This window comes from Pseudoflavonifractor sp. 60 (assembly GCF_009911645.1).
Lineage (GTDB): Bacteria > Bacillota > Clostridia > Oscillospirales > Oscillospiraceae > Lawsonibacter.
On the sequence record NZ_QWKI01000004.1, the window covers coordinates 25377 to 49026 of the forward strand.

Annotated in this window: 16 protein-coding genes; 8 read left to right on the forward strand and 8 right to left on the reverse strand. The window is 58.6% G+C overall.

Features of this window, described 5'->3' with window-relative positions; all coding sequences use genetic code 11:
* The first annotated feature begins 12 nt into the window (after nucleotides 1-12).
* The 5 genes from uxuA (at nucleotide 13) to D1646_RS00950 (ending at nucleotide 5449) form a co-directional block, all read left to right on the forward strand.
* Entirely contained in the window at nucleotides 13-1074 is a 1062-nt protein-coding gene (gene uxuA / locus D1646_RS00930) for a mannonate dehydratase (protein WP_160634622.1), read from the forward strand.
* 3 nt (nucleotides 1075-1077) lie between these two features.
* Nucleotides 1078-2478, forward strand: coding sequence for a glucuronate isomerase (gene uxaC, locus D1646_RS00935; protein WP_160634623.1), 1401 nt, complete (start codon nucleotides 1078-1080; stop codon nucleotides 2476-2478).
* Nucleotides 2479-2552: 74 nt separating this feature from the next.
* A complete protein-coding gene (locus tag D1646_RS00940; protein ID WP_160634705.1) occupies nucleotides 2553-3395 on the forward strand; it encodes an SDR family oxidoreductase in 843 nt (280 codons plus the stop codon).
* 60 nt (nucleotides 3396-3455) lie between these two features.
* Nucleotides 3456-4400, forward strand: a complete 945-nt coding sequence (eda, locus tag D1646_RS00945; RefSeq protein WP_160634624.1) for a bifunctional 4-hydroxy-2-oxoglutarate aldolase/2-dehydro-3-deoxy-phosphogluconate aldolase — start codon at nucleotides 3456-3458, stop codon at nucleotides 4398-4400.
* A 20-nt stretch (nucleotides 4401-4420) separates the two neighbouring features.
* A complete protein-coding gene (locus D1646_RS00950) occupies nucleotides 4421-5449 on the forward strand; it encodes a sugar kinase (RefSeq protein ID WP_160634625.1) in 1029 nt (342 codons plus the stop codon).
* Nucleotides 5450-5703: 254 nt separating this feature from the next.
* Here D1646_RS00950 and D1646_RS00955 read toward each other — a convergent pair whose 3' ends face one another.
* From D1646_RS00955 to D1646_RS00990, 8 genes are all read right to left on the reverse strand, one after another.
* On the reverse strand, nucleotides 5704-6795 hold the full coding sequence (locus D1646_RS00955) for a dipeptide epimerase (RefSeq protein WP_160634626.1): 1092 nt from the start codon (nucleotides 6793-6795) through the stop codon (nucleotides 5704-5706).
* A gap of 54 nt (nucleotides 6796-6849) precedes the next feature.
* Complete coding sequence (pepV, locus tag D1646_RS00960; RefSeq protein ID WP_160634627.1) at nucleotides 6850-8223, reverse strand: dipeptidase PepV; 1374 nt, start codon at nucleotides 8221-8223, stop codon at nucleotides 6850-6852.
* 98 nt (nucleotides 8224-8321) lie between these two features.
* Nucleotides 8322-9725 carry a transglutaminase-like domain-containing protein gene (locus D1646_RS00965; protein WP_160634628.1) on the reverse strand — a complete coding sequence of 468 codons (1404 nt, stop codon included), beginning with the start codon at nucleotides 9723-9725 and terminating at the stop codon, nucleotides 8322-8324.
* Nucleotides 9726-9841: 116 nt separating this feature from the next.
* A complete protein-coding gene (locus tag D1646_RS00970; protein WP_347565098.1) occupies nucleotides 9842-11053 on the reverse strand; it encodes a DUF819 family protein in 1212 nt (403 codons plus the stop codon).
* A 40-nt stretch (nucleotides 11054-11093) separates the two neighbouring features.
* The gene (locus D1646_RS00975) at nucleotides 11094-11465 is read right to left on the reverse strand and encodes a DUF3870 domain-containing protein (RefSeq protein ID WP_160634629.1); all 372 of its coding nucleotides are present in this window, start codon (nucleotides 11463-11465) and stop codon (nucleotides 11094-11096) included.
* A 120-nt stretch (nucleotides 11466-11585) separates the two neighbouring features.
* Nucleotides 11586-12695: an alanine dehydrogenase gene (gene ald / locus D1646_RS00980; RefSeq protein ID WP_160634630.1), complete on the reverse strand. Its 1110-nt coding sequence runs from the start codon at nucleotides 12693-12695 to the stop codon at nucleotides 11586-11588.
* 504 nt (nucleotides 12696-13199) lie between these two features.
* Nucleotides 13200-14774, reverse strand: a complete 1575-nt coding sequence (locus tag D1646_RS00985) for a recombinase family protein (RefSeq protein ID WP_160634631.1) — start codon at nucleotides 14772-14774, stop codon at nucleotides 13200-13202.
* Nucleotides 14775-14813: 39 nt separating this feature from the next.
* The gene (locus D1646_RS00990; RefSeq protein WP_160634632.1) at nucleotides 14814-14954 is read right to left on the reverse strand and encodes a hypothetical protein; all 141 of its coding nucleotides are present in this window, start codon (nucleotides 14952-14954) and stop codon (nucleotides 14814-14816) included.
* Between the two features lie 443 nt (nucleotides 14955-15397).
* Here D1646_RS00990 and D1646_RS00995 point away from each other — a divergent pair, with 443 nt between their 5' ends.
* The 3 genes from D1646_RS00995 (at nucleotide 15398) to D1646_RS01005 (ending at nucleotide 23505) form a co-directional block, all read left to right on the forward strand.
* Entirely contained in the window at nucleotides 15398-15559 is a 162-nt protein-coding gene (locus tag D1646_RS00995) for a hypothetical protein (protein WP_160634633.1), read from the forward strand.
* A gap of 4 nt (nucleotides 15560-15563) precedes the next feature.
* Entirely contained in the window at nucleotides 15564-18593 is a 3030-nt protein-coding gene (locus D1646_RS01000) for a serine/threonine-protein kinase (RefSeq protein ID WP_160634634.1), read from the forward strand.
* Nucleotides 18594-18801: 208 nt separating this feature from the next.
* Nucleotides 18802-23505: an S-layer homology domain-containing protein gene (locus D1646_RS01005; protein WP_160634635.1), complete on the forward strand. Its 4704-nt coding sequence runs from the start codon at nucleotides 18802-18804 to the stop codon at nucleotides 23503-23505.
* Nucleotides 23506-23650: the final 145 nt, after the last annotated feature.

Below are 23650 nucleotides of genomic sequence, written 5' to 3' on the forward strand. Positions count from 1 at the left end.
AGTAATTGCGTTATGAAGAGTTCCTTCCGCTGGTACGGGGAGAGCGACCCTGTCACGCTGGACGATATCCGCCAGATCCCCGGGATGCGCTCCATTGTCTCCGCCGTCTACGACGTTAAGCCCGGCGAGGTGTGGCCCGAGGAGAGCATCAAGCGCCTGGCCGACCTGTGCGCCGAAAAGGGCCTGGTCTTCGACGTGGTGGAGTCCATCCCCGTCACCGAGGAGATCAAACTGGGCAGGCCGGAGCGGGACCGGCACATCGAGAACTACTGCGAGTCCATCCGCCGCTGCGCCAAATACGGTGTCAAGTGCGTCACCTACAATTTCATGCCCGTCTTCGACTGGACCAGGACCCAGTTGGACAAGGCCGCCGCCGACGGCTCCACCAGTCTGGTCATGTACTGGGACCAGATGAAGGGCCTGGACCCTCTGAAGGACAACATCCACCTGCCTGGCTGGGACTCCAGCTACACCCAGGACCAGGTCCGGGACCTGATCCGCGCCTACGGTGAGCTGGGTGAGGAGGGCCTGTGGGCCAACATCGAATATTTTCTGAAAAAGGTCATCCCCGTGGCCGAGGCGTGCGGCGTGGTGATGGCGCTCCACCCGGACGACCCCCCCTACCCCATCTTCGGCCTGCCCCGGGTCATCACCTGCGAGGAGAATCTGGACCGCTATCTGTCCATTGTGGACAGCTCCGCCAACAGCCTGTGCTTGTGTACCGGATCTCTGGGCTGCTCCCCCAAAAACGACATCCCCAAGCTGGTCCGGAAGTACTCCGCTATGGACCGCATTGGCTTTATGCACCTGCGCAATGTGAGGATTCTGGAGGACACCTCCTTTGAGGAGTCCGGCCACCTGTCCCAGGAGGGCTCCCTGGATATGAACGCTATTGTCAAGGCCCTGGTGGACACCGGCTTCAACGGCTGGTTCCGCCCCGACCACGGCCGCATGATCTGGTCCGAGGTGGGCTCCAACGCCAAGCCGGGCTACGGCCTCTTTGACCGGGCCCTGGGCAGCGCCTACCTGAACGGCCTGATTGAGGCCAACGGCGGCGCCATTGAGGGGGTATGATTTATGGCTGCATTCATGGACCAGGACTTCCTGCTGTCCACCGAGACGGCGAAGCGGCTCTACCATCAGGTGGCGGAGAACCAGCCCATCATTGACTACCACTGCCACATCGACCCCAGGGAGATCGCTGAGGACCGGAAGTTTGAGAGCATCACACAGGTCTGGCTGGGAGGGGACCACTACAAGTGGCGCCTCATGCGGGCCGTGGGAATCCCCGAGGACCAGGTGACGGGGGCGGCCTCCCACTGGGAGAAGTTCCTTGCCTTCGCCCGGACTATGCCCCAGATTATCGGCAATCCTATCTATCACTGGAGCCACCTGGAGCTCCAGCGGGGCTTTGATATCCACACCCCACTGACGCCGGAGACCGCCAAAGCCATCTACGACGAGGCCAACGAGAAACTCAAGGGCTATTCGGCGCGGCAGCTCATGAGGAAATTTAACGTTAAGGCGGTGTGTACCACCGATGACCCGGCGGACGACCTCCACTGGCACCAGGTCATCGCGGCGGACGAGACGATGGAGATCAAGGTCCTGCCCGCCTTCCGCCCGGACCAGGCGGTGAATGTGGAGAAGCCCGGCTTCGACCGCTATATCCAGCGTCTGTCCGGCGTTGTTGGCCGGGAGCTGTCCTCCGCTGAGGATGTGGCCGCCGCCCTCCTGGAACGTATTGACTACTTCGACGCCCAAGGCTGTCTGTGCGCCGACCACGGTCTGGACTACTGCATGTACGCCCAGCCCGACTCCGCCCTGGCCAACGCCGCCTTCCGGAAGACAGTGGCGGGAGAAAAGCCCTCCCGGGAGGAGGCTGACGCCTACAAGACCCTGGTGACCATAGCCTGCGCCAGGAAGTACGTCCAGGTCAACTGGGTCATGCAGATCCACTTTGGCTGCCTCCGGAACAACAACAAGCCCGCTGTGGCGGCCATGGGACCCGACCACGGCCACGACGCGGTGAACAGCCAGAGCGGCGTGGAGAACCTAGCCCCCCTGCTCAACGCCTTCCTGGAGAACGGCGGCCTGCCCAAGGTGATTGTCTACTCCCTGAATCCGGCGGACAACACCGCCATTGACTCCATTATCTCCTGCTTCCAGGGTGGCGGCGTACCCGGCAAGCTCCAGCACGGCAGTGCCTGGTGGTTCAACGACAATCTGCCCGGTATGCGCGCCCACCTCACCGACCTGGCCTGCAACGGCGTTCTGAGCCGCTTTGTGGGGATGCTCACCGACTCCCGCTCCTTCCTCAGCTACACCCGTCACGAGTATTTCCGGCGAATCTTGTGCCAGCTCATTGGCCAGTGGGTTGAGAGCGGCCAGTACCCGGAAGATGAGAAATATCTGAATCAAATGGTGGCGGATATCTGCTTTGGCAACACCAACGAGTTTTTCCGTTTCCACGTATGACCCCTTTTCTGCCCTTCCCGGAGTGGCAGGAGCTGAATCAATCCAACCCATCAAAAAGAAAGGAAGTAATGATGATGAATCTCCCGCTGAACATTGACTTTACCGGCAAAGTTGTGGTCGTGACCGGAGCCGGCGGCATACTGTGCGGCACCATGGCCCAGGCCTTCGCTCAGGCGGGCGCCAAGGTGGCTGCACTGGACCTGAACGAGGAGGCGGTGAAAAAGCTGGCCGCTGATTTGAAGGCCGAGGGTCTGGTCTGCGAGGGCTACAAGGCCAACGCGCTTGAGCCCGAGTCCCTGGAGGCGGTCCGCCAGCAGGTACGGGCCGACCTGGGTCCCTGTGACATCCTCATCAACGGCGCGGGCGGCAACAATCCCCGAGCCACCACCGACAACGAGTATCACCATGAGGCCGCCGAGGGGCAGAAGACCTTCTTCGACCTGGACGCAGGCGGCGTGGACTTCGTGTTCAAGCTGAACTTCCAGGGGACCCTCCTGCCCACCCAGACCTTTGTCAAGGACATGGTAGAGAAGAAATCCGGCTGCATCCTGAACATCTCCTCCATGAACGCCTATATCCCCCTCACCAAGATCCCCGCTTACTCCGGGGCCAAGGCCGCCATCTCCAACTTCACTCAGTGGCTGGCAACCCACTTCGCCGGCTCCGGCATCCGCTGCAACGCCATCGCCCCCGGGTTCCTGGTATCCAACCAGAACAGAGCCCTGCTGTTCAACGAGGACGGAACCCCCACGGCCCGCTCCGCCAAGATCCTCAACGGGACTCCCATGGGCCGCTTTGTGGACAGCGAGGAGCTGCTGGGCGGCGTGTTCTTCCTGTGCGATGACAAGTCCGCCAGCGCCATTACCGGCGTGGTCCTGCCCATCGACGCGGGCTTCGCGGCCTACTCCGGCGTGTAATCTGGATTCACCGGGGGGATTGGGTCCCCAGTCTCCCCGGTTTTGTTAGGAGGAATTTTTATGAATCCAATCAGTGAAACCATTTCCAACATCGGCATCATCCCCGTTATCGCTTTCAACAGTGTGGAGGAGGCCATCCCCCTGTGCAGAGCGCTGGTGGCCGGGGGGCTGCCCGCTGCCGAGGTCACCTTCCGCACCGCCTGCGCGGAGGAGTGCATCAAGATCATCAACCGGGAGGTCCCCGAGATGCTGCTGGGGGCGGGCACCGTGCTCACCGTGGACCAGGCCGACCGGGCTATGGCCGCCGGCGCAAAATTCATCGTGGCCCCTGGCTACGACCCCAAGGTGGTCCAGCACGTTATGGGCAAGGGCGTACTGATGATGCCCGGCACCACCACCGCCGGTGAGATGCAGCAGGCTATGAATCAGGGCTGCGAGGTGCTGAAGTTTTTCCCCGCCGAGGCCAACGGCGGCGTGGCTATGCTGAAGAACATTGGTGCGGCACTGAAAACCGCTAAGTGGATGTGTACCGGCGGCATCAACGCCAAAAATGTCAACGACTATCTGGGCTATGAGCGGATTGTGGCCGTGGGCGGCACCTGGATGTGCAAGAGCGACATGATCAAGGCCGGCAAGTGGGAGGAGATCACCGCCATCTGCAAGGAGGCCGTCCGCACCATGCTGGGCTTCTCCCTAGCCCACGTGGGCATTAACTGCGAGAACGAGGGGGAGGCGGAGCAGACCGCCAGAGGTCTGTGTACCCTCTTCGGCTTCGACTACAGGCCGGGCAGCAGCTCCATCTTCGCCGGCGGCACCGTGGAGTGCATGAAGGCCCCCTACCTGGGCAAGAACGGCCACATCGCCATTGGCACCAACCACCTGGAGCGGGCCGTCTACCATCTGGGCCGCCAGGGCGTGGAGTTTGACCAGACCACCCGCAAGCCCAAGGCCATCTACCTCAAGGGCGAGGTGGGCGGCTTCGCTATCCATCTGGTCCAGAAATAGAGATTTAGGAGGAACCCGTTATGGCTAAAATTGTTACCTTTGGCGAGCTGATGATTCGGCTCCAGCCCTACAACTACGAGCGGTTTGTCCAGGCCGACCACCTGGAATTCTCCTTCGGCGGCGGCGAGGCCAACGTGGCGGTCTCCCTGGCCAACTACGGTCTGGACGCCGCCTTTGTCACGAAGCTGCCCGCCCACGCCATCGGTCAGGCGGCGGTGAACTCCCTGCGCCGGTACGGTGTGGACACCAGCATGATCGTCCGGGGCGGCGACCGGGTTGGCATCTACTTCAACGAGAAGGGGGCCGCCCAGCGGGGCAGCGTGTGCATCTACGACCGGGCCCACTCCGCCATTCAAGAGGCCGCCACCACTGACTTCAACTGGGGCACCATCTTTGAGGGCGTGGACTGGTTTCACTTCACCGGCATCACCCCGGCCCTGGGCCCCAATGTGGTGGATATCTGCCGGGAAGCCTGCAAGGCCGCCAAGGCCAAGGGGGGCAAAATTTCCTGTGACCTGAACTATCGGGGTAAGCTGTGGACCCGGGACCAGGCCCGCGAGGCCATGACCGACCTGTGCCAGTACGTGGACGTGTGCATCTCCAACGAGGAGGACGCCAAGGACGTGTTCGGCATCGAGGCGGAGGCCACCGACATTACCGCCGGTTCTCTGAACCACGAGGGCTACAAGTCGGTGGCCAAGCAGCTGGCCGGCAGATTCGGCTTTGAGAAGGTGGCCATCACCCTGAGGGAGTCCCACTCCGCCTTTGACAACGGCTGGTCCGCCATGCTCTACGATGCGGCCAGCGGCGAGTACTGCTTCTCCAAGAAGTACGACTTACACATTATCGACCGGGTGGGCGGCGGCGACTCCTTTGGCGGCGGGCTGATCTACTCCCTGCTCACCGGCAAGAACACCCAGGCGGCGGTGGAGTTCGCCGTGGCGGCCTCCGCCCTGAAGCACTCCATTGAGGGGGATTACAATATGGTCACCGTCGCCGAGGTGAAAAAGCTGGCCGGCGGCGACGGCTCCGGACGGATCCAGCGGTAACGTCTGCTTCATAGGATAACCCCATTTGTCAGAGCTTGCCAAACCCTGGGGAAAAATGAAATTGCCAGTGCTTGCTGTCTGCTTTACGCAGGCAGCAAGCACTGGCGTCTGTTTGAAGGGTTATCATGCGCTGTTCATTCTTGTGCCGCAGGCCCTCTTACCGGGGCCAGCTGCCAGCCCAGGCGGCAAGGGACTCTTGGGTCATGCCGTGCTTGCCCTCCCGAATGGCCATTGGGCGCTAACAGTGTATGGGCTCAGGTCAAGTACTGGATGCCCTCCACGCCCTTGATGCCCAGACCGGGCTCGTCAGAGACGGTGATAACCTGCTCCTCAAACACCGCGCCGCCCAGAATGGGGTCCTCGCTGCACAGCACGGGACCGTCCAGGTCGATCTTCGTGATAATTTTCTTGGCGCAGGCCAGGTGGACGGCGGCGTTGACCGAGATTTTGGCCTCCAGCATACATCCGATCATGCACTCCACACCGTAGACCTCGGCAGCAGAGGCAATCTTCAGAGCGTTGTACAGCCCGCCGCACTTCATCAGCTTAATATTCACCAGGTCGGCAGCCCCCATCTGCATGATCTTCATGGCATCCTCAGGGGAGAACACACTCTCGTCGGCCAGGACAGGGACATAGGAGCGCTCGGTGACATACTTCATGCCCTCGAAGTCGTGGGCCTTGACCGGCTGTTCCACAAACTCGATATCCAGCCCCTTCTCCTGCATCTGATTGAGCAGACGGACGGCCTGCTTGGGCTCCCAGCCCTGGTTGGCGTCAATGCGGATACAGGTCTTGTCGCCAATGGCCTGGCGGACAGCGGTGAGCCGGGCCACGTCCAGCTCCGGATTGGCCCCCACCTTGATTTTCAGCGTGTCATAGCCCCGCTCCACTGCGTTGACGGCGTCCCGGGCCATCTCCTCCGGGGGATTGACGCTGATGGTAATGTCGGTGACGATTTGCTTCCGGGCCCCGCCCATCAGCTTATACACAGGAATCTTGTAGAGCTGACCATACAGGTCCCACAAGGCCATATCCACAGCGGCCTTGGCACTGGAGTTCTTAACAATGCACTTCTGGACAATCTGGAGCACATCCTCAAAGTCATCCACATCGTGCCCCACAAGGCTCTTGGCGATATGGTCCTGAATGGCTCCCACAATGGCCCCAGTGGTGTCGCCGGTGATGGCCCCGGTGGGGGGCGCCTCGCCGTAGCCAATGGCCCCGGTGTCGGTGTGGATCTCCACAATCACGTCCTCCACGCTGTTGACAGAGCGGAGGGCGGTCTTAAAGGGGACCCGCAGGGGAACAGAAATCTTGCCCAGCTTTACCTCAGTAATCTTCATAATATCCTCCAATTTTATAAAATTCTTAATAAAATCCAGATCAAAGCAGTACCCTCAGCGTGCCATTTCATACATGGCGGAGGCCAGGATCTTGGTGTTGTCCAGCAGGCGGGACACCTCCATAAACTCGTCGGGCTTGTGCTCCCGCACCTCATCCCCGGGGAAAATCGGTCCGAAGGCCAGGGTATTGGGGATCATTTTGGCATAAGTACCTCCGCCGATGCACTTGGGGGTCGACTGGCGGTCGCCGGTATAGTCGGCGTACACCTTCATCAGCTTGCTGACCAGAGGGCTGTCCTCCGCCATATAGAGGGCCTTCTTGTGGAGAATGTAGCTCTGCTGGAAGCCGGCCTCCTCAAAAGCCGCCTTCACCTTGGGTCCGCACTCCTCAAACAGGTGGGTGACCGGATAGCGGTAGTTCAGCTTGACGGTAACCCGCTCCCCCTCCTTCTGGATAACGCCCAGATTCATGGTCAGGGGGCCGGACAGCTCATCGGACAGCTTGATGCCCAGGGCCCCGCCGTCGTACTCCATCCCCAGCTTGCCGGCCAGCATATCTACCATGGTCTTTACGTCCCCCTCCAGGGGCAGGGAGGACAGGAAGAGCATCAGCCGCCCAATGGCGTTCTCCCCCTCCTCCGGGGCGCCGCCGTGGGCTCCGACGCCCTCGGCCTCAATCCGGACGCCGCCGTCTGTCAGGGTACAGGTCACCTTGCCGACCCGGCGCTGGGCGATCTTCTCCGCCTCCTCCCAGGAGCAGGAGAGCACTGCGCAGGCGTGGGCGGGAACAATGTTGTGGGCCGCGCCGCCGGACAGTTCCTCCAGGCGAATGGGGCCGGTCTGGTTCAGGTCCTTGGTGAAAAACTCGGTGACCAGCCCCTTCTCCCCATTGATGACAGGGTACTCCCCGTCGGGGGTGATGCCCATCACCGGGACCTCCCCACCGTGGGCGGCGTAGTACTTCATGTCATAGCTGCCCGTCTCCTCATTCAGGCCGAAAATCAGGCGGATACGGCGCTTCAGCGGCAGACCTGCCTGGGCAATGGCCTTGAGGCCGTAGAGGGCGCACATGGCGGGGCCCTTGTCGTCCATGGAGCCGCGGCCATAGAGCTTGCCGTCAATCACGTCTCCCCCATAGGGCGGCACGGTCCAGCCATCCCCCTCGGGGACGATATCCAGGTGGCTGAGCACCGCCACCATCTCTTCCCCCTCGCCGTACTCGCACCAGCCCACCTGCTCATCCATGTTGTGGACCCGGAAGCCCAGAGCCTGAGCCGCGTCCAGCACATAGTGGAGGCAGCGGTGGACCTGCTCGCCGTAGGGGTAGCCGCTGCTGTCGTCGGCCTGGAGGCTTGGAATTTGGATACAGCCCTGCAAATCGCGGATCAGCCCATCCTTATTTTGGTCGATGATATCATAGAGTGCCATCGTATGGTCATTCCTTCCAGTTGTTCTCCCCCATCGAGTTTGATGGTAGGAACGGGTTTCCTCTCCTTTTCCGCCCTTTTTCAGCGGAACGAAGGGTTTCAGACTTCCTCATGGAGCAGCACCGCCTTGCTGCGGTCAAACTCCTCATAGCGCAGGCCCCGGTCCGCTGTCTCCAGCTCCCCCACCTGGTTGTCATAGGGGTCCGCCCGCCAGTGGACCTTCTCCACAATGAAGGGGGCCTGGAACCGGCGGTTAGCCACCATGCGGTAGGGGTCCAGGTTGCCGAAGTAGAACTTCCTCCGCTCCTCTTTATCAGCCCGGACGGCGGCGGTACCGTAAGAGGGGTCGGCGTAGAGCCAGCCGTACTCCAGAACATAGAAGCGGGCCCAGTCGTGACCGCCGCAGAAGTCGGGCTCGGCAGTCAGGCCGCTCTGCCACTGGGCGGGTATCCCGGCGCACCGGCACAGGGTTATAAACAGCAGGGCAAATACCCCGCAGTCGCCAGTAAAACTGCGGGCGCAGTTTTCCGCAATATTCTCAAGGCCAAAGTAGGCGGGCATAAAGGTATACTTCATATTCAGCGTTATAAAGTCAAAAATGCTCCGCGCTTTCTCCAGAGTGTCCTCCTTCCCTGCGGTCAACTCCCTGGCCAGATCCCGGAGATAGGGCGTAAAGACGATATGCGGGGGCTCCTCCTTCAGGCACTGGGCCAGCTCCTCCTCGCTGGCCGGCGTTTGAATCCCCAATCCCGGCTGAGAGAGGTCGTGAAATCTGGCGGTGTGGACATAGGAGTAGGTGACGGAAAACTCCGGATTTTCCTCCCACTCCCCCTCCCAGCATACGGTGCGCTGGAGGGCGTCCTCGGGGTCGATCCTTCCGGAGGCGGGGGTGATTTTCTCAATGATAATATCCCGCTGCTGCTCACAGGCGGCGGGAATGGGCAGGTGAGCCCGGAGAAACATCCCCGGGATAAAATGTTCGTCCTTCAGCCGCAGGGCGGCCCGAATCTGGATGCGGTTGGACACCTGCCCCCTTTCTCTCATGAGCCGGGTACACCGCTCCAGCCGGTCCTCCTTGCCGGAGACGCCGGCAACGCTCTCCACGCCGTGCATCTGAAAGTTGGCACGACGGGCAAAGCTGGGCTCCGCCTTGCACATGGTCTCGAAAAAGCGGGCAAAGTAGTGGGGCTGACCCTGAAGGTAGATCCAGCCGATTTTCCCTGCGTCAACCCTCTGGTCAAACTCCTCCTCCGAGAAGTCCGGAATATAGCTGCGGACCCGGGCCAGCGCCTGTTCCCGGGTGAAGGGGTAATCGGGAGGCGTGCGCAGCATCATCTCCCGCTGAGCGGTCATGCAGTCCCGCAGGCCCTGGGGAACGCCCTCCTGGGCCAGCCGCCCGTCAATCAGGCGGACCGCTCTGTCAAAGTCACCATAGATCTTTCGGCGCAGGATGTCCTCGGGCAGGCCTACGTTCAGGCTGCGGAAGGTCTCATTGACATCCATAAATATCTCCTTTTCCCGGTTTCCCTTTTGAATTTGAGCCAAAAGGACCCCGCCCCCAGCGGGACGGGGCACTTTCAGCAGTAAATTGTCGGAACAGCGCGGTCCTCTTTCGCTGGTCAGGCCAGCATTTTCAGAATTGCGCCCATGCCCATGCCGAAGAAGTTGCCTACTGCGGCGCCCAGCACGCCCATCAGGATACCGATGCCGGCGAAGCTGGTGTTGTAGGCGCAGGCAATAATGGGGGCGGAGGCGGAGCCGCCGATGTTGGCCACAGAGGCGGTGGACACCATGCACAGATCCCAGTGGAAGACCTTGGACAGGATGAACATCAGCACCACGTGGACAGCCAGGATCAGCATACCGTAGACAACCCACATGGGGGCGTCCAGCAGCTCGTTCAGCGGAGCCTGGGTTGCCAGCATGGCCACAACTGCATACAGCAGCACGTTGGACAGCTCCTCCACGGCGGGCAGCTTGCCCATGGGCGTCATGGCACAGATCAGGCCCAGCACAGTAACCACCACAGTGATACAGGTGGCGTTGCCAAACAGGTTCTCACCAATGATGCTGCCAAAGGCGGAATTGATGCCGCTGTTGAGCATGACGCCCAGCTTCTGGCACACCACGGAAGCTATCAGGCCAATGCCAATGATAAAGATCCAGTCGGCAGAGGTGGCCTTCTTCTGCTCTTTAGCAATCTCAGTGTTGGCGGCCTCAGCCAGCGCGTCCAGCTTGGAGGTGTCGGCATTGGCGGCCTTGTTCCACTTGGGGGAGAACTTGACCGCAAACAGCAGCAGCGCAATCCACACAGAGTAGCAAACGGTATCCAGAGCCAGAGCGCAGCCATAGGCGCCTTTGTCAATCAGGTCGCCGAAGTTAGCTTCCATAGCGGCCATGTTACCGGAGCCGCCCACCCAGGAGGCGTACAGAGCGGCAGTGGCAGCCCAGGTCTTCTCGCCGCCGCCCAGAGCACCCTTCAGGACAGGGTAGAACAGGACGAAGCCCACAGCCAGAGTGAGCGAACAGGCCAGGAAGATGGCGATGAGCCGGCCGCCCAGCTTGCCGATTTTGCGGAAGTCGCAGCGCAGCAGCATGACAAAGATCATAGCGTACAGCAGGTTGTTCTTCAGTGCGCCATATGCGGCGCTGACACCGTCAGAGTTGAACATACCGGCGGTGCAGCACAGCATTCCGATGACATAAATCCACACCAGAGGAGGCACAATGTCAAAAATCTTCCACTTGGCGTACTTTTGCAGCGCCAGTAGGCCGCCGCACAGGAACATCAAGAACGCAATGTAAGTAAAGCCGTTTTCAATTACAAACACAATATTCTCTCCTTTTCTCTCGCTGATTGTTGATAAGGAATTATTTTCCCGGCTGGCATCCCCCTTTCCGCATAGTCCGGTAACGCTTCAGGGCATCCCGGTAAGATACCAGCACCGCTCTCCGGGAGGAACCGCCATAGCGGCGCTCCAGGACCTCCTCCAGCCATGTGTCAATGGAGGGAAAGTGCTGTCCCAAAAAGAGCTTGCGGAGAAAGTTCTCCGTCAAGTCCAACGTATGGGTGCAGTTAAATGCCACAACCTGCTCCGTCAGCTCACTGACCTCAAAAGCCAGGTAAAAAGAGCCATAGATGGTGGTTATGGCGTTGTCCGCGTTTGTGCGGGACTCGCCGATCACATAATAAGTTCGGGTCTCCGCGCCCCCTGGGCCCTGTTCCAGTTCATATTCGTTCATCCACTGCCTCCTATGCGGCGCCGGAGCCGAATGGCCCCATTTTGTTTGAGCGTTATATTACAGCCCCCTTTTGGGGGCTGTAAAAAGCGGGGACCCGCTTTTTACAGCTTTGTTTCGGGATCAGATCAGCGCCGCAGGATCGGAATACTCCAGTTTCAGCGCCTCTGCCACACCGGGGAAGGTACACTTGCCGTCGTAGCAATTCAGGCCGGCCAGCAGCCCCTTGTCCTCCTTGCAGGCGGCAACCCCCTTGGCGGCCAGCTCCAGACCATAGGACAATGTGGCGTTGCCCAGAGCCAGCGTGGAGGTACGGGCCACCGCACCAGGCATATTGGCCACACAGTAGTGGACCACGCCGTCCACGATAAAGACGGGATCGTCATGGGTGGTGGCGTGGGTGGTCTCCACGCAGCCGCCCTGGTCCACCGCCACGTCCACAACCACTGCGCCAGGCTTCATCAGAGGCAGGTCCTCCTTCCGCAGCAGCTTGGGAGCCGCCCGTCCGGGCAGGAGTACAGCGCCCACCACCAGGTCCGCCTGAGCGACCGCCTTTTGGATGTTGTCACGGCTGGAGTAAAGGGTTGTGATCCGCTTGTCAAAGATATCGTCCAGGTAGGCCAGCCGGCGCAGATTCACGTCCAGTACGGTAACATTGGCGCCCATGCCCACGGCAATCTTGCAGGCATTGGTGCCCACATTGCCGCCTCCCAGAATGACCACGTTGCCCTTCTCCACTCCGGGCACACCGGCCAGCAGCACGCCCCGGCCGCCGTAGGTCTTCTCCAGGTATTTGGCGCCCTCTTGCACCGCCATACGGCCCGCAATCTCACTCATGGGAGCCAGACAGGGCAGTCCGCCTTCGCGGCCCACGATGGTCTCGTATGCCACGGCAGTCACTTTGGCGTCCAGCAGCGCCCTGGTCAGAGGCTCATCAGCGGCCAGGTGAAGGTAGGTGTACAGCAGCAGGCCCTCCCGGAAGTACTTGTACTCACACTCGATGGGCTCCTTCACCTTCACCACCATGCCAGCCTTGGCCCACACCTCCGCCGCAGAGGCCTCGATCTGTGCGCCGGCCTCCACATACTCCTGGTCCGTAAAGCCAGAGCCCAGACCGGCTCCCTGCTCTACCAGCACTGTGTTCCCAGCCTGCACATAGGCACTGACTGCACCAGGCGTGAGTCCCACTCGAAACTCATTGTTTTTAATCTCCTTGGGTAATCCGATTATCATTTGCTTTTCCCTCTCTCTTAATAATTAGTAGGTTTTTAGTGCAGTACGCTAATGAGCGAAATGCAACAGAAAATAAAAACCAGCAGAGTAAGACAGCCAAGGAAAGACACCTTTGCCTCTTACGTCTGCTGGATTTCATCTATGGCGACTATGATAAAAATCATGTTCAAATAGATAGAAGCAGCAATGTGTATTTGAGTACAGGGGGCGGACGCCCTCTCTATAGATATAATATACAAAATCTCCCGCCATTTGTCAAGAGAAAAATGTGATTTTTTTCGCTTTTTCTCTCTGGGACGCAACCAGGCTGAAAATCCCCCATCGTGAACCGGCTTTCTCTCCGCAAGTCCCCTCCTTTCCGCCCTTGCCGCACAGCCGTCTTCCCCTTGTCAGGGCGTCCAGCCGTCCATGCCTGTCTGAAGCTTTTCCAGCGCCTTTTTCTCAATGCGGGATACATAGCACCCCGGCTATTGTAAACGATGACCCCCAAAAATTTGCTTCCAGTCAGCCGTTTTCCAGCTGCTTGAAGCGGAATTTGATGATGATTTGCTTGTCGCTGGTCAGCTCCACCCGTTCAATCAGGCTGACCAACAGCTCCCGGCTGGTGCAGGCGGTTTCCAGGAATCGTTCCACCAACTTTTTTGCCAGGTCAACCTGTTCTGCCGGGGAGTAGTCCGGGCGGTCCAGCTGGCTGAACCGCTGCTCCAGGGCGGCACGGTCGGCCTTGACCTTGGCGTAGATGCGCTGGAAGTCGGACTCGTCCAGGACGCCGCTCAGTTTATCCATGTACACTTTGTCAAGGTGGGCGGTCAGACTGTCAATTTTTGCTTTCAGCGAGACAATCTCTTTTTCGTTGTTCGCTTCCGCCAAAGCCTTTGCCACCTCCCGCTTGGCCGCTGGCAGCAGTTGGTCTGCCTGAAGATACTGCCAACAGACCTCCTGTACCTTTTCAATCACCGCTTGGGTCACTGTTTGCTCTTTGATGGTGTGGCTGGTACAGACGCCCGCCTTGGTAAAACGCTGGTAAGTTCGGCAGACAAAATACAGCTTATCCTCCCCCGCCACGTTCTTGCGGTTCAGCACCGCCAGCGGATAGCCGCACTCGTGACAGAAGATCAGCCCCTTGAGCAGAAAGTCGTAGGTCCGGCTGCGGGTATGCCTGCGGCTGTTGACCAACACTCGCACTTTGTCGAAGGTTTCCCGGTCGATAATTGGCTCATGGGTTCTCTCTACCACTACCCAGTTCCGGCGGTCCTGCCTGATGCACTTCTTGGATTTGTAATTGATCTTTCGAGTGCGGCCCTGAACCATACTTCCGATGTAAGTCTCATTTTGCAGCATATCGGAAATGCGCTCGCTGCTCCACAGGCCGGTGTAGGGCCCTGGATTGGCAACCGGCAGGCCGGCATAAGCAGCTGGTGTAGGAACTTTTTCCTCATTCAGTTGAGTGGCAATCTTTCGGCAGCTCATACCATCCAGTGCCATAGAGAAAATCCGTCGCACCATTGGGGCCGCTTCCTCGTCAATGACAATTCTGTTCTTCTCCGTGGGGCTCATTTTGTAACCGTAGACCGGCTTTCCGCCGATGAACAGCCCCTTGCGCTGTTTGTCGTGCTTGACACTGGAAATCTTCTTGGAGATGTCCTTGGCGTACATATCGTTCATGATGGCACGGAAGGGGGTGATGTCGTTGGCGGTGGAGTCCACCCCGGTATCAATGCCATCCAGCAGGGAGATGTAGCGCACCCGGTGCTCCGGGAAGTACCGCTCCATGTAGTGGCCGGTCAGGATATAGTCGCGGCCCAGACGGCTCAGATCCTTAGTAATGACCATGTTAACCTTTTTGGCCTCAATGTCTGCAATCATGCGCTGGAAATTCGGACGGTCGAAGTTCGTTCCGCTCCAGCCGTCGTCAATGTATGTGTCATAGACTTGAAGCCGGTGCTGCTGGACAAATTCGTTGAGCAGGGACTGCTGGTTGTTGACGCTCTCAGATGGTCCCTCGTTCTCATCCTCCTTTGATAATCTGATGTATAATGCCGCATGATAGTCCATGGGATTGCTTATCCCTAAATACATATCCTACCTCCAGAAATAAGCGGCCATTCATCGTATCTGTTATACGGTGGCGCGCAGGTATTTTTCAACATTTTGCAGCTCTTTTTTGAGGAATATTTCAAAAGAATCCCGGATGATCTGGGCGATGCAGATTTCTTCCTTGGTATAGCGGCATATCACCACCATTTCCTGCGTCTTCAACGGAACACCTCCTCATTCAAATTGATAAACTATATGCAGGCGGCAGATTCTGTTTGCCAGTTTGAACAAAACAAAAGCGACGTGCACACAGCCCATCGCTTTCCTCACTTCACTCCAGCATCTGCCGGATGTATTTAAATTTCTGGTCATGGACAATCTGCTTGTCCCTGTGCAAAAAATCGACTCCACCACCATCACAGCATTGAGGAACTATCCCCTTTCTGACACGCTGATGTGATTTGTACCCTGCAAACTAATAGCAGCGGCCGCTCTTTCCGATTTTCATCACCAAAGGATTGCATTTACTGGGTTCCTGTAGTATAATACTAACAATTATGGGGTTTTATGGCTTTTTTGCAGCGGGACCTTTTCCTGTGAGGGCTGGTCTCGCTGTCCCAAGCTCTACAGAATGTATAAAATACGATGGATTGGCGGTGGTTCCTATGTTCAACGCACTTGCAAGCTCCAACGTACTCTTTCTCGCCGGCGCTGCATTGATGGCTCTGTCCGCAGCCGGCATGGCTGTTGCGGCGGTGGTCCTGCGCATCTCCGGCCAGCGGCTGCGCGCCAAGCTGGAGGAGGAATTTGGAAAGAAACGGCGGTGAAAGAATGGCACAAATTATTGCAGCGACCTATGAGCTGCTGGAGCAGATTGGTTCCGGCGGCGGCGGCATTGTCTATCGGGGCCGCCACATTCGGCTGGACAAGGAGGTGGTCCTGAAAGCCGACAAGCGGACCCTGACCACCGACCCGGAGGTACTCCGCCGTGAGGTGGACGCGCTGAAAAACCTCAGCCATACATATATCCCCCAGGTCTACGACTTTGTAGCCGAGGGCGGAATCGTCTATACCGTGATGGACTTTATCCCGGGGGAGAGTCTGGACCAGCCCCTGAAGAATAACAAGCGCTTCTCCCAGCCGCAGGTGATTGAATGGGCCTGCCAGCTGCTGGACGCCCTGCGCTATCTCCACAGCCGTCCGCCCCACGGCATTCTCCACAGCGATATTAAGCCGGCTAATATTATGCTGACCCCCCAGGGGGATATTCGGCTCATCGACTTTAACATCGCTTTGGCCCTGGGCGAGGACGGCTCCGTCCGGGTCGGCTACAGCCGCGGCTATGCCTCCCCGGAGCACTACGGGCTGGACTACACCCGCAGCGGCTCCCTCACCCGGGCCACCGCCCAGTTCAGCTCCATGCCCACCAAGCAGGCTGTTCTGAAAAACAGCGCTCCCATGGCCGGCCAGACAGAGCCTGAGGACAGCGCCCTCCCCCGAACCGAGACGGTGGGCCCCACCAACATCCTGGTTCCTGGGGCGGACACTCCAATCGACGCTACCGAGGTGCTCTCCCCCGGGAACTCCACCGAGGTACTGTCCCGACCGGCCCCCGCCGGCAGGAGCACCAGTGAGACCGCCTCCAAAAAGACGGTGCTGCTGGATGTGCGCTCCGATATCTACAGCCTGGGCGCAACCCTTTACCACCTGTTCTCCGGCGTCAAGCCCGCCGAAAACGCCAAGGACGTTATGCCCATCAACGTGCCCGGCGTCAGCCCCGCCATATCCGCCATCATCCAGAAGGCAATGGCCCCCGACCCGGACGACCGGTACCAGACCGCACAGGAGATGCTGGACGCCTTTGAACACCTCCACGACAACGACCCACGGACCATCCGGCACAAGCGGCGGGTTAAAGTGACCGCCGCCGTTCTCACCTGCCTGTTTTTGGCGGGCGGTCTGTGCTCCTTTACCGGTCTGCGCCAGATGGAGCGGGCCCAGCAGGCGGCCAGGATCGAGGCGGAGCAGTCCGAGGCGGAGCAGCGCGCCGCAAAACAGGCACTGGCTGCAGTGGGCGAGTCGGAGGTGGCCTACCGCCGGGGCGACCTGCCCTTGGCGGCAGAGCGGGCCCTGGAGGCGCTGCGGCTGGACTCCCCCTATGCCGCCCAGGCCCAGCTGGCGCTGACCAACGCGCTGGGGGTCTACGACCTGTCCGACGGCTTCCACCCCGACCGGACGGTGGAGTTGCCCTCCGAGCCCCTGCGGCTGGTCCTCTCCCCCGGCGGGACTCGGCTGGGGGCGATCACCGCGTTCCAGGCGGATATTATCGACCTGGACAGCGGCGAGCCCCTGGTCCGGCTGCCTATGGAGCCCTCCGCACTGTCTGAGCTGGTCTTCCTGGACGAAAACCGGCTGATTTACGCCGGCGAGGGGGCAGTGACAGCCTATGACCTCAGCGCCGGGACTACCCTATGGACTGGAGAGGCCGCCACTGGACTGGCCCTGTCGGGGGACGGAAAGCGGCTGGCTGCCCTTTATAAGGACGAGGACCAGGCCCGCGTCTATGACACCGCCTCTGGCGCACTGCTCCAGACCGTCTCCTTCCAGGGCCGACGGCAGGCTACAGTGTCCAACGACGTGTTTGCCGATGCCGGAAACGACCTCTTCGCCCTGGACGGCGGCGGGACCCAGCTGGCGGTGAGCTTCTCTGACGGCGCCCTGGTCCTCTTTGACTTGAGCAGCGGTGAGGAACTGGAGCTGCTACAGGTCTCTCCCGACAGCCGTTTCGAAGGGGGTTTCTGCGGAAAATATTTTGCTTTCTCCACCTGGGATGGAGCCGAATCCATCTGCGCCGTGGTGGACACCCAACAGATGGTACAGACCAGCGGCTTCTCCGCCCCTACCCCCTTCCATGTCCAGTCAGACCAGAGGGGCATCTTCCTCTCCATGGAAAACCTGATGGTTCAGCTGGATCCGGCTACGGGAGACCAGACCGAGCTGGCCTATCCCAAGCGGGATATCACCCTGTTCAGCTCCCAGGGCGGCTGCACCGTCACCACTTCGGCGGAAAACACTTGCACCATCTTTGACGGCAAGGGGCGGACGCTGGCAGAGCTGGAGCTGGAGTACCCCTGTGACTTCCTCCAGCTGTCTGGCGATCACGCGGTCATCGGCAGCAGAGACACCTCCTCAGTGCGGCTGCTGAAGCGGGAGGACCACCAGGAGGCGACGCTGTTCTCCTATGACCCCGCCTACTCCCACCAGGAGGCCCGCCTCAGCGCCGACGGCAGTACGGTGATGCTCTTCTCCTACTCCGGCTTCTGCCTGTACAGCGCGGATAGCAGTCTGCTGAGCCAGACGGTCCTCCCCGACGCGGCGCAGGTCTATGACCAGCAGTACCGCCGGGAGGAGGATGGAACCTCCTATCTTGAGGTCTTCTATAATGACGGCACCGTACGCAGCTACTCCGCCCGGGACGGTTCCCTGATGGAGGAGCGCACAGGGGAACCGCCGGAAGCGGACCTGTATGAGGAATTTATTACCGACCGTCTGCGCATCACCTCCCCCCTCCACGACACCCCGGCGGCCTACGACCGGGAGACCGGCGAGCTGGTCAGTATGCTGGAGGAGGACGCTTTCCTCACCTATGTGACCCAGGTGGGGGATCTCATCATCACAGAATATGTCTCCGCCCAGGGAGAGCGGTACGGCCTGCTGCTGGACGAGTCCTGTCAGGTCCTGGCCTGTATGCCCAACCTGTGCGACGTCACCGGCGATATGCTGGTGTTCGACTACCCATCGGGAAATCTGCGGCAATGCCGCATTTATTCCCTGCAGGAGCTGATGGCTCTTGCAGAATGACGGGCCTCCACCAGACAGAGGCGGGGCATGAACAGGGCGGTTCCGCCGGTTGTGGCAGAAAGTTAAATGGACCGGATACCATTCAAATCTCTGTCAGGAGCGGCGGGACAGGCCCTGGTCAGACCGCGCCGGAGTTTGGAGCGGTTGGACCCGAGGAGAGGAGGATTGAAGTCTTAGTACCCAGAAAAATAGAAGGAGGATACAAGAAATGCGGAAATTCAAACGCCTGATGGCCGCTGTGCTGACAGCCGCCATGCTGGCAACGTTCCTTCCGGCGGGTGTGTTGGCCGCCGAAGGGGACGAACCCATTAGCCCGGACAGTGAGACTGTTACCAGCGTGGACCAAACCAATGAACTCATTAGCCCGGATAGTGAGACTGTCACTAGCACAGACCAAACTGTGGATCTGGAAGAGAGTCAGAATGAGGGTGAGCCTGAGGTCCCCCCTGTTATGGATGACCTCTATGTCACCGTGAGCGGGGAGACAATCAATCTCATCCCTGACGAATCTGCCACCTTCTCCATCCACCCTTTGGAGAGCCAGAACTACTCGCTGTATATCAGCGGATACCTTCCTGAAGAGCTGAAATCTGTGGATGTCTCCTACATTTTGGCTCAGTTGAAGGCACAAAATTCTGGCAAACCCGACGTACCTCAAGCAGTGAACGAGGTCGCCGCCTACTCCAAAGACGGCGGTGACAGCTATATTGTAATTGAGGATGGTACGATTGACCTGTCGGATGCAAAGCATGGATATGTGGAGTTGATTATCGGCACAAAAGACCAGTTGGATGACAGCAATATCCGCTGCTTCATTTTCCTGAGTATCAACATCGACTCCATTTCCAATTATCTGGAGGCTCAGGTTTACTCTATTGCCAACCCCCGCCAGGAAATTGTGATCCACGACCAATACGCTTACGAGCCCTATGGCTACGACTACGTGCAGTTCATGCTGACAGTGGACCCCAAGAACTGGGGACGCGGTGATCTGGCCAATCTTGGGCTGAAAATGACTGATGAATATGCCAGCCGCAACTATACCGGCAAAGTCTATAAGGGCCACTACGCTACAGCCAACGACATTGCCAACGGGAACGCTGTTGATATCACCAATCAGATTTGGAACCAGAATGACTTGGCCAACAGCGGCGGTTATCAGGCCGATTACAGCGAGGGCGTAGAGGTTACTCTGTTGGTGGAGCACAACGGCAAGCCCGCGCTGATTCAGCCGGTCGAGCTGTATATGGTTCCCGGTGGACCCAGTGTTTCTTTAGCCAGCAGTTTGTATGGCCAGTCTGGCTCCAGCGTTACTAACACCTACAGTCCTACTACTTCCGATGGTGTTTCTTACCGCACCTATCGCCTGCAATCCGGCTACGAGGCCAGTGGGACCTACTACGTTCGGATGAGCTACTCCAACTCGGACACTGCTTCCCCGAACTACACTGACTATGTGAAGGCCACCTATGTAGGTAAGCTGGAAACCATGGCTGACGCAGAAAGCAAAGAAGATATCGCCAGCAGTATCTTTGGAACTCCGGGTTATGCAGTGGATTTCTCCCAGTATCCGGACGGAGTTATCTTCACCGTGGTAGATAAGGATGACGGACTGCATTACCTGGGCGCGAAAGTTGAGCAACAGGGCGTATCTGTCACTTTGAGAAGTCAGTATCTGTACAAACAGACAGAAACCGGTTTCGATGCGGCGACTGACTACTACTGGAGTTACAACGATCACTACCCTGTGAGTAGTGAGAACAGGGACCTTTACAACTTTGGACTGATTTATGGCAACAAAAAAGACGGAACCTACTATGTCCGCATGGATTGCCGCAACCAGGCCACTCAGTCGACTACCTTGGACAATATCAAGGGCGCTTATGTGTCTGCCAGCAAACTAACCAAGCCCCAGATTGACCGTCTGCCCGCCGATGCCAACATCAAGGAAGCTCTGTTCGGCACTGATGGTGCGCCGGTTGATTTTTCCCTGTATCCAAATGAGGCTGTCATTACCGTACTGGATGCCAACGACACCCTACACTACTTCCGCCTTTTCATTTTTGAATACAGTGTCTCTGCCTGGTTTGATGGGGACCTTTACAAAAAGACAGAGGACAGCTTCAAGCAGATGACATCGTACTACGAGGATACCAATGAGGCTGGCTGTCCCTACTGGATCTACTGGCTGACAGCTGAAGAATCATCTGATGGAACCTACTACGCTAAGCTGAATTACGATAATCCCGATCCTAACGCCGACCCTGCCACTACCCGCGGAGACGGCATTGCGGGCGTCTATGTGGCCGCAGATATGTTGAGTCTGGCCGAAACCGCCGGAAAAGAGAACATCAAGGACGCTATATTCAGCACTGACGGCGCTCCCATTGATTTCTCTCAGTATCCCGATGGGGTTGTGATTACCGTGGTCTATGAGGAGCAAAACTATCTGAATTACTACGGCATCAGGCTCAATGATTACCGACCCTCGGGGGATACTTATTTCCAGATGCGCGGCGCGCTCACCGGGAAGGAAGGCGAGGAAAACACTACTGCCTACAAGGTATACGTACTGGACCCCCGCCACGACGATTACTATGACTGGGGCTATCAGACCGTATTCCTGCTGAATGAGGATGGTACTCCGATTACTGCCGAAAAGATTACCCCCACTTTCTGGACCGGTAAGAATGTGGATGCCTATATGGGCGAGCACACAGACATTGGAGCTCACATTGGCGGAACTCTTCAAAAAAGCGGTGAGACCCCTGTCACGTTCAAGTCTGGCGAAGCTCTCCAGTACTCCGCCGCCGCTGAGAACGACACCAACCTGCGGAACTACTTTGTTACCTTCCTGACTCCTCAGGAAGAGCCCACCCTCTTTGTCAACGGCACCAACGACGAGAGCAACTACAATAAGACCTACAACATTCCCCAGCGCACCATCAGACTGGACGCAAGGCATGATGGCACCAGCCATGACATTCTCTTTGCCAATGTGGGTAAAACCGCGCTCACTGGTCTGAAAGTCACCCTCACTGGTGCGGATGGCACTGGCGAGGCCCAGAATGTAGAGCTGGACCAGTACTGGACTGTTAACAACAGCACTTTGGCCGGCTTTACTTCTGTCAATAAGGGTGCCCTTCCCGACGGCGGCACGGACATCTACGGCGAGTTGGCCAACATCGGCAAGATCCGTCTGGTCCCCAAGAAGGATGAAAATGGCAATCCTATTGCTGGCCTGGTCAGCGGCAGACTGAAGATTGAGGCTGACGGCGTTGATCCCGTGGAGATTCTGCTCACCGGTACTGCTGGTGATTTCCAGATCAACACCACAAAACTCCTGGATGCCGTTAAGTATGTCTCCTACTCCTGCCTGGTCCAGACCAACTATATCACAGAGACCGGCGCTAACACCAGTGCTGTCAGCTTCAGCATCAGCGGCAATGTACCCGCTGGTATCAGACTGAAGCCTAATGGTGAATTATATGGTGTTCCCACCGCTGATCCTGACGATTACGAGTTTACTGTCACCGCCAGGTGTACCATTGACGGTGTAAGCAAGGAAGATTCGAAAACCTACACCATCAAGGTAGAGGACAACGAAAATATGCCGGTTTGGTGGTACGACCAGGAGATCTTCGGCAACACTGACTACACTCCGAGGATTGCCATCCCCAACCAGAATATGGACTACACCAACATAGACCAGGACGCCATTTATGGCAATAACTTCTGGAGCGAAGAGGACCGGATGCCGGATTGGATGATTCTGGAGACCCAGCCCGCCGGCAACTACGCCAACTTTATTGACCGGGTCTTTATAGACGGTGTACCGCTCACTCCCGGTGTGGACTACACCAGCGAAGAGGGCAGCATCAAACTGACCATCCGGACCCAGACACTGCGCAGCTTCGGCAACGGCAAACACACCATCTCTGCGGAGTCCCGTATTGGCGACAAGGATAACGGTACCCTGCGCCGTACCGCTCAGAACTACACTCTGACCAGCCTTGGCGGCGGCAGCCGTCCTGGCGCCAGCTCCGGCAGCTCCAGTTCCAGCAGCAGCTCCAGCAGCGACCGGAACAGTGGAACCGCCTCCAGCAGCTTCGCTATCAATGTGGCTGATGTAGTAAATGGTTCCGCTTCTCCCTCTGTGAGCAGCGCCAAGTCCGGCACCAAGGTCACAGTCACCATAAGCCCGGATGCCGGTTATGCCCCCACTGGACTGACCGTTACCAGGTCGAATGGCAGAACCGTCTCCACCGTGAAGGTCTCCGACACCGAGTACACCTTCATCATGCCCGTCGGCGCGGTCACTGTGACCCCCAGCTTCCAGCAGATTTTCGTCCCCGTCGTCGGCTCCTTCACTGATGTGCGCGAGAACGACTGGTTCCGTGAGGCTGTGGAGTACGTCTTTGACCGGGACCTGATGGTCGGCACCAGCGGCAACACCTTCAATCCTGACGGCACTGTGAGCCGCTCTATGCTGGTCACTGTTCTGTACAGCCTGGAGGGCAAGCCGGCTGTGTCCGACGTCTCCCCCTTCACCGACGTTCAGGCCGGACAGTGGTTCGCCGCCCCCGTCATCTGGGCCGCGGAGAACAATCTGGTCGCCGGTCTGGGTGACGGCACCTTCGGCGCTGACGCCTCCCTCACCCGTGAGCAGGCTGCGGTCATCCTCTACAGCTACGCCAAACTGAAGGGCTACGACGTGGAGCCCAGCAGTGATCTGGCGCAGTTCGCGGACACCGGCAGCATCTCCTCCTTCGCCCTCCCCGCCCTCCAGTGGGCCAACGCGGCAGGCCTAATTAACGGCTACAGCCAGGATACCCTGGCCCCCGGCGGCACAACTACCCGCGCTCAGCTGGCCGCGATCCTGAGGAGCTTCTGCGAAAATATCATCAAGTAATCCCCGGCATTCCATTGTAAAATCCCGGCACACCGGACCAGCTTCCGGTGTGCCGGGATTTCATTTCTGTAAAAATCCAATTATTTTCTTCCAAGCCACGGTAAAATCCTCATAATTCAGATTCAAAAGGTTGACAAATATAGCT

What these genes read in the sequence shown, in the direction of transcription:
- ald (WP_160634630.1), bottom strand. Translation starts at nt 12,695, where the DNA reads ATGATAATCGGATTACCCAAGGAGATTAAAAACAATGAGTTTCGAGTG.
- uxuA (WP_160634622.1), top strand. Translation starts at nt 13, where the DNA reads ATGAAGAGTTCCTTCCGCTGGTACGGGGAGAGCGACCCTGTCACGCTG.
- pepV (WP_160634627.1), bottom strand. Translation starts at nt 8,223, where the DNA reads ATGGCACTCTATGATATCATCGACCAAAATAAGGATGGGCTGATCCGC.
- D1646_RS00975 (WP_160634629.1), bottom strand. Translation starts at nt 11,465, where the DNA reads ATGAACGAATATGAACTGGAACAGGGCCCAGGGGGCGCGGAGACCCGA.
- D1646_RS00950 (WP_160634625.1), top strand. Translation starts at nt 4,421, where the DNA reads ATGGCTAAAATTGTTACCTTTGGCGAGCTGATGATTCGGCTCCAGCCC.
- D1646_RS00940 (WP_160634705.1), top strand. Translation starts at nt 2,553, where the DNA reads ATGAATCTCCCGCTGAACATTGACTTTACCGGCAAAGTTGTGGTCGTG.
- D1646_RS00995 (WP_160634633.1), top strand. Translation starts at nt 15,398, where the DNA reads ATGTTCAACGCACTTGCAAGCTCCAACGTACTCTTTCTCGCCGGCGCT.
- eda (WP_160634624.1), top strand. Translation starts at nt 3,456, where the DNA reads ATGAATCCAATCAGTGAAACCATTTCCAACATCGGCATCATCCCCGTT.
- D1646_RS01000 (WP_160634634.1), top strand. Translation starts at nt 15,564, where the DNA reads ATGGCACAAATTATTGCAGCGACCTATGAGCTGCTGGAGCAGATTGGT.
- uxaC (WP_160634623.1), top strand. Translation starts at nt 1,078, where the DNA reads ATGGCTGCATTCATGGACCAGGACTTCCTGCTGTCCACCGAGACGGCG.
- D1646_RS00965 (WP_160634628.1), bottom strand. Translation starts at nt 9,725, where the DNA reads ATGGATGTCAATGAGACCTTCCGCAGCCTGAACGTAGGCCTGCCCGAG.
- D1646_RS00955 (WP_160634626.1), bottom strand. Translation starts at nt 6,795, where the DNA reads ATGAAGATTACTGAGGTAAAGCTGGGCAAGATTTCTGTTCCCCTGCGG.
- D1646_RS00985 (WP_160634631.1), bottom strand. Translation starts at nt 14,774, where the DNA reads ATGTATTTAGGGATAAGCAATCCCATGGACTATCATGCGGCATTATAC.
- D1646_RS01005 (WP_160634635.1), top strand. Translation starts at nt 18,802, where the DNA reads ATGCGGAAATTCAAACGCCTGATGGCCGCTGTGCTGACAGCCGCCATG.